Below are 8,957 nucleotides of genomic sequence, written 5' to 3' on the forward strand. Positions count from 1 at the left end.
TGCGGGGCGCGCGGATCGTGGTGCGGGGCTGCTCGGGTGAGGCGGGGGGTGTATTGCTGGCGGCGGTGATGGGCGGCATCGCCGGGGTACCGGGGCGGAAGCCGCGGAGCACCCGGGCTTCCGGACGGGGGCGCTCGGGTGGGGCGGCGAAGGCATTGCGGTGGGCTGCCGGGGCGACGGCGGTGATGGGCGGCGATGCCGGGCCGCCGCAGCGAACGAAGCTCCCCGGCAGTTCTCCGGACCGGCGTGCTCCTGCCGCGCGAGTCAGGGGCTTTGGGCGGCGACGGAGAGCGGCGAAACCGGGGCGAAAGGCGCGGAATAAGCGAGTCATGGCTGGACTTTCTGGCGAGAGTGCCGGACGGGGCAGGTGATGCGCGGCGATCCCGGGGCACCGGGGCGAGAAGAGCGGGTCATGGCTGAACCTCCTGGTAATGCTGTTCGAGCCGGTCGAGGAAAGTGCTGAAGCTGTGGCAGCAAGCGAGCCCGGCCGAGCGCGCGCCCATGACCCGCCGCAGTGCCGGGTCGCCCAGGAGCCGGGAGAGTGCGTCGGCGAGGGGGCTGCGTGCGTCCGGCGGGACGAGGAAACCGTTGTGGCCGGGGCGGATCAGTTCGGGGATGCCGCCGACGTCGGTGGCCGCGACCGCCCGTCCGACGCCGAGGGCTTCCAGCGCGACAGTCGGGAAATTCTCCGGCCACACCGACGGAATCACCACCACCGACGCCGCGCGGTACTCGGCCGCGAGGGCTGGCTCGTCGAGCCATCCGGCGAACCGGACGCGGTCGGCCAAACCGTGTTCGCTGACGGACTTTTCCAGGACAGCCCGCTGATTTCCGTCACCAGCCAGGGTTAGCCGGGCGTTTGGCAGGCGGCGGGCGACGGTCGCGAAGGCGTCCACGAGCACGTGCGCGCCTTTCACCGGCTCCAGGCGTCCGACGAACAGCGCGCGGGAGGCGTCGGGGACTGGCTCGGCGGCGGGCAGCGGCACGCCGTTCGGGACGACGTGGATCGGTGTCCTTGGCAGATCGTGCTGGACGGCGTCGGCGAGGAACCGGCTCGGGGCCAGCACGCGGTCGACGGTGCGGAGGCGACGCAGGTACGCCGGTCGTTGCAGGAAGCGCAAATAGGCCAGCCGTGCGGTGTCCGTTGTGGACAGTCGAGGGCGGCCTTCGATCCGGCTGCGCAGGTTCCACGACAGCAGTTGCCCGGTCCAGTCCTCCGGCCCGTGGACGGTGAGCACGCGAGGGTAGGCCGCCGACGCGCTGAGCACGGCCGGGCTGAACTCGCCGATGGTGTGCAGGTGCACCGCATCCGGCCGGAAAGCGCGCAGCGCGGCGCTCACCTGCCGGTAGGCGCGCCGGTGCCAGAAGTAGCCGGCGAAGCGGCGGACCGCGCTTCCGCGGATGGCGGGCACCAGGACGTCGGCGAAGACTTGCCGGTCGCTGACGGCGGGATCGTCGAGCAGGTGGTCGGTCGCGATGACGAGGACCTGGTGCCCGCGACGCCGCAGTCCGTCGGAAACGAGGCGGACGCTACGCTCCGCGCCGCCGGCTTCGAAGCCGACGTTGACGATGTGCGCGATCCTCATCCGAACCTCCTTTGTCGCTCGGAGACAAGCGGAACCCGCGCAGTGCGAGCGCGGCGACCGCGACGAGGCCGGACGCGAGATTGCCGACACCCCAGGCCGCCGCGATCCAGACGAGGCTGTGCTGCGCACCGAGCGCGGCGAGACCGACGGTGACAACCGCGTAGACCAGATTCGACAGATTCATCGCAGGGAGCTGGCGGGTCACCTTGAGCAGAAACCCGGACCACGTGTTGAAAGCGACCGCGAAAGCGGAGACCGCGAGGACGACCAAGCAGTTCCGGGCGTCGGCGGCGTAGCTGGTGCCGAAAAGCGTCAGCACGGGTTTCGCGAGGGCGACGGTGATGCTGACGGCGGGCACCACGATCGCGAGGATGAGCAGCGCGGACCGTTTCGCCAGATGCTTGAGGTCTTCCTGTTCGTGCGAACCTTCGGCGAACAACGCTTCGCCGATGGCGAACGGCACGGCGTTGACGAAGTTGGCGATCTGGAACGCCACGAAGTAGCCCGCCGACGCCTCCGGACCGAGCGAGCGCAGCACGAGCAGCGGAATCACCAGCAGGGGCACGAGATTCAGGCAGCTGGAGGCATAATTGCCGAGCGAGTACGCCAGCGTCGAACGCAGTGTCTTCGGATACACCCGCGGCCGCACCGGAATGCGCAGGCGCTGGCGGATGACGACGATGCTCGCGACCGCGGCGACGGCCGAGGCAACCGTGCTGGACAGGAAAATGCCGATCGCGCCCGCGCCGACGAAAACGATCGGCAGGCCGATTTTCACCACGCTCATCAGGACGCCGTTGAGCAGCATGTTGTACTTCGCCGCGCGCAGGGCCACGAAAACCGAGTCGGTGAGCAGGTTCTGCGCGACGGCCATCGCCAGCAGCGCGAACAGCACGATCTCCGGGAATGACCCGCTGAGGAACGACAATCCGGGTGAGACCAGCGGCGCGACGAGGGCGAATCCGGCTCCGAGGACAGTGCCGGTGACGGCCACTGAGGTGAGCGCGGAGCTGACGTGCGCGGTGCGGGACGGCGTCGTGGGCAGGTACCGGACGAGGCTGGAGCTGAGCCCGAGCCCGCTGAAATAGCTCAGCAGCGTCACCGCCGAGAGCAGCGAACTCGCCCAGCCGACCTCGGCGGGCGGGTAGAGCCGCGCGACGACGATCCAGAACACGAATCCGGACCCGGCGCCGAGTGCGGTCGTGGCCATGAGGAAGAACGAGTTGCGGACCAGCGGGTCGGATTTCAGCCGGGCGGCGAAGGCCGGCACGGGCCCGGTGAGTGCGGTCATGCCGGAACCTCGATCGTGCCGAGGGCGGCGCGGTAGCTCTCTTCGAGCCGTTGCGCGTGTCTTGGCCAGGAGAACTGTGCGGCGGCGAAACCGGCGGAGTAGCGGCCCATGGCTTCGCGGCGGGAGGGATCGGCGGCCAGGGACCGCAGTGTCGTGCGCAGGATCGCCGCGTCGCGGGGGATCAGGGCGACCTGGGTTCGGTCGAGTCCGTAGGAGGCGTAGCCCGGGTCGTCGGTGGTGACGATGGGGAGGCCGGAGGCCATGGCTTCTTGGACAGTCAGGGGGAATCCTTCCGCAGTCGAGGGCAGGGCGAAGACGTCGCAGGCGCGGTAGAGGTCGCTGATTTCGCCGGGGTTCAGCGCGCCGAGGTGGTGGACTGCGGGATCAGCGGGGAGGTGCTTGGGCGGATCGCCAGCGAAGACCAGGTCGTAGTCGTGGTGCCGGGCCGCGAGAAGCAGGTCGTAGCCCTTCTTCGGCACCGGCCGTCCGACGAACAGCACCAGGACCCGGTCGGCGGGCAGCCCCCAGCGTTCCCGCAGCAGCCCCGGTTCTCCAGCCGAGGCGGGGCGGTACCGGGCGGTGTCGACGCCGTTGGGAAGCAGTTCCGCATTGCTGCCCCGGAATCCCCGGACGAAGACAGCAACGGAATCGTTGACCACGAAGACCTCGCGACTGGCCCGGAACAACCGCCGCCCGATAGACCGGTACACCGCATGCTGCACTGCGCGAACCACCGTCGAGGGGTGCTCGACGACCGCGACGTGCTGGGTCAGGAAAAGCGGTGTGCCGGTTCGCGTGGCTCGCAACCCAGCGGCCCAGGAGGACTGGTAAAGCGTGTCGTGAAGGTGGACGACATCGGCCCACCGCACCCATTCGCGCACCGCACGGAACAGCCGGGGCCCGAACACCGGAAACGGCACCCCAGTCCGGCTTTCCACCCCGTTGAAGGTCGGAACGCGCACGACTCGAACGCCATGGTCAGCGACCGGCGGCCCAGCGCTCGTCAACACGGTCACGTCGGCGCCGCGCGCGGCGAGCGTCCGGGCCTGCTGCGCGGCGACGTTCTCGATTCCCCCGACGTGCGGCGGGTAGTAGTGCGAGACGAGCAGGATCCGGAGCGGACGGGAAGACGTCATCGGTACACACTCGTTCCGTTGCTGCTGTAGACCTTGTTTTTGGTGGCGTCGAGGAACTGCAGCGGATAGCGGTAGGTGACGAGATCGCCTTGGTAGAACACGGTGACCTCGTCTTTGCGGACGGTCGGATAGCCGAGGAGGACGAACGAACCCGGCTGCACGAGCGTGGGGTAGATGTCGTCGCCGGTTCGGCCGTCGATCAGCGTCTGGAGCCGGCTGAACGTGTAGCGGTCGGACTGGATTCGCCGCGCGGCGGTGTGCTGTTCGAGCCAGGCGACGGCGGCGCGTTCTTGCGGGTGGGCGTAGTAGATGTCGTAGTACTGCCCGGCGTTGTCCAGGTGCAGCTGCGCGGGATAGCCGCCGAACAGCCGGGGCAGCGCACCGGTGAGGTCGAGGAACAGCAGGAGCGCCACGGCGGTCGCGGCGGGAAGTCGCCACCGTTTTCTGAGCCACGACAACGCCCAGACCGATCCCATCGCGATGAACGGCGCGAACCCGAACAGTCCTTGCTGGAAGGTGCGCAGGAGCCCGTAGTCCACCGAGAGCTGCGGCACGGCGATCTCGGCGGCGAGCACGCCGAGGCCACCGGCAGCGAGCACGAACAGGTCGTGCGTCGGCCGGAACAGCGTCGCGGTGGCGATGAGGGTTCCGGCCAGCCCGAGGATCAGCAGCAGTTGCAGCCCGTCCGCGCACAAGGTCCGGAGCAGGCCGTTGATCCAAGGGACGTCGAGGCCTAGTCGGTCGAGCGCGGAACCGGCCGCGGTGAGCGGCAGGTTGTCCGCGGGGGCGACCTGGGTGGTTGCCGCGGACAACGCCGTCGGCGGCTCGCTGCCGGTGCTGGCCCGGGTGGAATCGGCGTAGTCGCGCAGCCGTTGCTGCGGGCTGACCGGGGCGGAGCTGAAGATGGAGTAGGCGGTGTCGGAGGAACCGCGTTGCACCTGGTCGGGATGGAACAGGTCCTGCGCGGTCGCCGCGGCGGTGTGTTCGAGCTGATGCCAGGTTCCGGTGACCGGTCCGGTCCACAGCGCCGAGCACAGGACCGCGATGCCGATCATCGGCCAGACGACGAAATCGGTCGCCTCCTTCGGCGCGCGTTCGGCGAGACGGCGGCGCAAGGGCGACACCACCCGGATGACGCCGCTGGCGGCCTTGCCCAGCACCAGGACGCCGATCAGCACGTAAGTGGTGGAGTAGTGCGACAGCACGATCCCGGCGAACAGGACGGTGAACGCGATCCGGCGCGCGCGCCGTGGGGAAGTGCGGTCGCTCAGCGCCAGAACCGCGCAGCCGAGCAGGAGGAACGCGATTTCCTGGCGGCCGAGGAACGGCATGTCGGTGAAAAACGTGGGGAACGCGAGGAAGTAGACCGCGGCGAGGAGGGAGACCCGTTTCGTCGTGAGATTCCGGGTCGTGCGGTACACCGCGACCGGGGCTGCGGCGAACAGCACGGGCAGCACGACTTTGAAGATCGCCAAGCCGGGCAACGCGGTCAGCTTGGCCAGCGAAGCGGGCAGGAGGGTGATGCTGAGGCAGGCGTTGTACGCGTCGGGGTAGCCGGAGATGTCCCAGTAGCCCTTGGCCGAGGTCAGCTGGAAGAGCAGGTACTCGCGTTGGATGTCGTGTCCGGTGACGTACCAGCCGCGCAGGGACGTCAGCAGCAGCAAAGCCGTTGCCGCGCACAGGATCCCGAACGCGATCACCCCGTCCCCGTACCGGCCCGCCCGGACGACCAGGAGCCCGAGCAGCGCCGCGATGAGGAACAACGCGACGAGGCTGGTCGCGCCGGTGAATCCGTTGTTCAGGCGGATGGCCCCGGCGACCGCGACCACCAGCGCGAGGACCCCGAGGACCGCGACGGGTGCGACGTCGCGCACCGGCATCAGCCGTAGCCCGCGCACTGGCGGCGAGGTGCCGGTAAGCCGTCGGTCCAGGAACGCGAGCCCGGCCGCGGTCAGGGTCTGGGCCACGGCGAGGGAGACGGTCGTCAAAGGGCGCGAGACGCCGAACCAGGGGAGCACGGTGTTGACGGCGAGCGCGGCCGCCATCGCTGCCAGCACCGAGAAACCCAGGCCCAGCAACCACTGCGCCTCCCGGGTGGAGACGATCCTGGTGGAAATCCGACGGCACAGCCACGCCGGGGCGCCGAGCACCAGCCACAGACCGGCGACGGTCACCAGCACCGCCGGTCGCCAGGGCATCAGCTCCACGGCACCGGCGACGAGCACCGATCCGAGCACGACGGTGCGCTGACTGGGTCTCGTCACGGCAGCACCTCGGCGTAGACGTCCTCGACCCGCCGCGCCACCGCGGCCCAGGTGAACTCCCGAGCCGCCGCTGCACTGGCCGCGGCGGTGCGCTGTCGGAGGTCCTCGTCCGCGGCGAACTCGTCGATCGCCGCGGCCAGAGCGGCGGGATCAGTCGGGGTGAGCGCTCCGATCCCGCGCAGGAGTTCGGTGTTCCCGGGAACGTCGGTCGCGAGCACCGGCAGCCCGGCGGCCATGGCTTCGAGGGCGGCGAGCGACATTCCTTCGCGATCCGACGGCAGCACGAACAGATCCGCCTGCTCATACCGGTGCATCAGCGGCGCACCGTGCAGCCGACCGTGGAACCGCACACCCGGAATCCCGTGCTGCCGCGCCGTTTCTTCAAGCTGCTGCCGCTGTTCCCCGTCCCCGACGACATCGAGTACGACCGGCTGGCGCACCCGGGGCAGCGCGTGCAGTAGCCGGGCAAGGTTCTTCTGCGGGCTGAGCCGTCCGACGAACAGCAGGCGCAGCACCGCTTCCCGTCGCGCCCGCGGCGGCAGGAAGAACTCGGCGGCCACTCCGTTCGGCACCGCGAAGATCCGCGCCGGGTCCACCCGGTAAGCGGTGCGGACGAAATCCCGCTGCGTCTCGGTCAGCACCAGCACCCCGGCGGCAGCCCGCAGCACGCGACCGAAAACGTGCTGTTTGTAGTGCGGCAGCAGCCATCCCAGTTTCCCGGACTGGTCGACGTCCAGGTGGAAGTGGAGCAGGAACGGCTGCCGCCGCACCGCAGCCGCGAGCGCGACCTGCTCCGGCAGCACCGCGTGTGCGGCATGCAGATGCCACACCGACGTCTTCGGCGTCCGCAGCAACGCGGGCACGACACTGGCGGACACCGGCGTGTGCGCGACGTCGAGCGCGGTAGTGCGAATGGTGGCGACGTTGTGCACCAGTTCGCGCCGAGGCGAGTCTCGAGCACCGACGGTCGTGGTGAGCACGGTGACGTCGTGGTGCCGCGCCTGCTGCAGCGCCAGGTGCTGCACTACCGCCTCCATCCCGCCCAGGTGCGGCGGGTAATAGGGCGTGATCTGGACGATCCGGCGGCGGGCCGTCACGGTCTGCCTCCCGTCGAGGAAGCGTTGCCGGGCAAGCGAAACCGGAGGTTCTCCATCCCGCCCGCGACGTTCACCGCGATCGCGTCCACGACGTGCCCGGGCGGGACCGGCAGGCGGAAGTCCAGCGTGGTGAACTGGCCGGGCTCGAGGGTCACGCGCCGCGACACGCCCGCGAGCCGGTCCGCCGACGAGGTCTCCAGCGCCGCCACGACGGTGTAGTCCGCGTGCGCGGGACCGTGGCGCACGAGCGCGACCTCCGCGGTGACGGCACCGCCCCGAAACTCGGGCGTGCCGACGAAATACAGCTCGGTGTAGGTCTCGGGCTGCTCGGTGAAGGACTGCCGGAACAGCCTCCCGGCGGCCGGCCACACGAGGACCGTCACGACCCCGATGACCACCACTGCCGAGATCGCACCGGCGAGTTTCAGCCAGCTGCGGCCGTTGCCTGGGTCTTCCCCTGGAGAGTCGTCCACGCTCAGTCCGCCATCGCCAGGACGCATCCGGCTTCGCCCGTGCAGAGCACGTTCGCCGGCCCGCGCACGGTGCGCGCCCGGTGGACGGCCAGCTGCGAAAGATTGCGCAGGCCGTCGCGGACGGCGTGCAGCTTCACTTCGCCGCCGCGGATCCGGTACTCGATCGGCGTTTCGCCGCACCGGAAACCGCGGACATAGGCGTCGTTCTTGATCTCCTGGGAGAACGGCATCCCGCCGGAGCGGATGTCGAGGTGGTGCCACACGTGCCTGCGGAACACCCACATCCCGGACTGCGAATCGCGGAACGGCGAGCGGAAGAACAGCCGGCTGATCAGGGTCAGCACCCGGTTTCCGATCCGGTGCGAGGGCTTCATCGCCTCGCGGTTCTCGTGGCCGAGCCGGTTGGTGGACAGGAAATCGAGCTGCCGGTCCGCCATCGTGCCCAGCAGTCCGGGCAGGTGGTCGAACGGATACGTGCAGTCCGCGTCGCCGGTCGCGATCACGTCGCCGGTCGCGGCGGCGAAACCCGAGTGGTAGGCGTGCCCGTATCCGCGGCGCGGCTGCCGGATCACGCGCGCGCCGAGCGCGGCCGCCACCTCGCCGGTCCCGTCGGTCGAGGCGTTGTCGACCACGATCACCTCGATCTCGTAGCCGAGGGAAGCGAGGCCGGAGCGCGGGATCGTGGCCAGCACGCGCGGCATGTTGACGCGCTCGTTGAGCGCGGGGATGACGATGGACAGCTTTCGCGGGCGCGGTCTTTCCGCGCAGGCGCCGCGGCTGGCGACGCGGAGGCGGCAGCAGGGCCCGGCTGCCGGGCGGGAAAGGGTGTCGTCCGACGGCGAGGAGCTGGAACGCTCGATGTTCGACGTCATGGAAGAACCTCGGTTCTTGTCTTGTGCTCGGCGGGGGAAGGGAGCAGAAGAGCGGGGCGGCGGGATCCGGAGGCGGGAAGCACCGATTGCCCGGCCTCGTCAGGCCGGGTCGTCGGCGTCCGCCGGCGGCGATCCTGCCGGCGACGGGTCGGGGGGCGGGGTTGTGTTGTGGAGGCGGGCGGTGCGAACGGCAAACCGGTCGTGCGAGCGCGCGTCGGCGCCCGGCCTCGTAGCTGTA

Annotated in this window: 7 protein-coding genes; all 7 read right to left on the bottom strand. The window is 70.0% G+C overall.

The annotated features are described in order from the left end of the window. Positions 1–410 precede the first annotated feature (410 nt). From D0D37_RS44275 to D0D37_RS44305, 7 genes are read right to left on the bottom strand one after another with little or no spacing between them, the layout of a single operon-like run. Positions 411–1,586: a glycosyltransferase family 4 protein gene (locus tag D0D37_RS44275; protein WP_116206546.1), complete on the bottom strand. Its 1,176-nt coding sequence runs from the start codon at positions 1,584–1,586 to the stop codon at positions 411–413. Continuing rightward, positions 1,531–2,877, bottom strand: coding sequence for a lipopolysaccharide biosynthesis protein (locus D0D37_RS44280; protein ID WP_116206547.1), 1,347 nt, complete (start codon positions 2,875–2,877; stop codon positions 1,531–1,533). The genes D0D37_RS44275 and D0D37_RS44280 overlap by 56 nt, the downstream gene beginning before the upstream one ends. Then, positions 2,874–4,013 carry a glycosyltransferase family 4 protein gene (locus D0D37_RS44285; protein WP_116206548.1) on the bottom strand — a complete coding sequence of 380 codons (1,140 nt, stop codon included), beginning with the start codon at positions 4,011–4,013 and terminating at the stop codon, positions 2,874–2,876. Before D0D37_RS44285 ends, D0D37_RS44280 begins: the two co-directional genes overlap by 4 nt. After that, complete coding sequence (locus D0D37_RS44290; protein WP_162834784.1) at positions 4,010–6,277, bottom strand: DUF2206 domain-containing protein; 2,268 nt, start codon at positions 6,275–6,277, stop codon at positions 4,010–4,012. Before D0D37_RS44290 ends, D0D37_RS44285 begins: the two co-directional genes overlap by 4 nt. Continuing rightward, the gene (locus D0D37_RS44295; RefSeq protein ID WP_116206550.1) at positions 6,274–7,374 is read right to left on the bottom strand and encodes a glycosyltransferase family 4 protein; all 1,101 of its coding nucleotides are present in this window, start codon (positions 7,372–7,374) and stop codon (positions 6,274–6,276) included. The genes D0D37_RS44290 and D0D37_RS44295 overlap by 4 nt, the downstream gene beginning before the upstream one ends. Continuing rightward, positions 7,371–7,847: a hypothetical protein gene (locus D0D37_RS44300; protein ID WP_116206551.1), complete on the bottom strand. Its 477-nt coding sequence runs from the start codon at positions 7,845–7,847 to the stop codon at positions 7,371–7,373. The genes D0D37_RS44295 and D0D37_RS44300 overlap by 4 nt, the downstream gene beginning before the upstream one ends. Positions 7,848–7,849: 2 nt before the next feature. Then, the gene (locus D0D37_RS44305; protein WP_116206552.1) at positions 7,850–8,719 is read right to left on the bottom strand and encodes a glycosyltransferase family 2 protein; all 870 of its coding nucleotides are present in this window, start codon (positions 8,717–8,719) and stop codon (positions 7,850–7,852) included. Between the last annotated feature and the right edge of the window lie 238 nt (positions 8,720–8,957).

The sequence above is a fragment of the Amycolatopsis circi genome, from assembly GCF_003385235.1.
GTDB lineage: Bacteria > Actinomycetota > Actinomycetes > Mycobacteriales > Pseudonocardiaceae > Amycolatopsis > Amycolatopsis circi.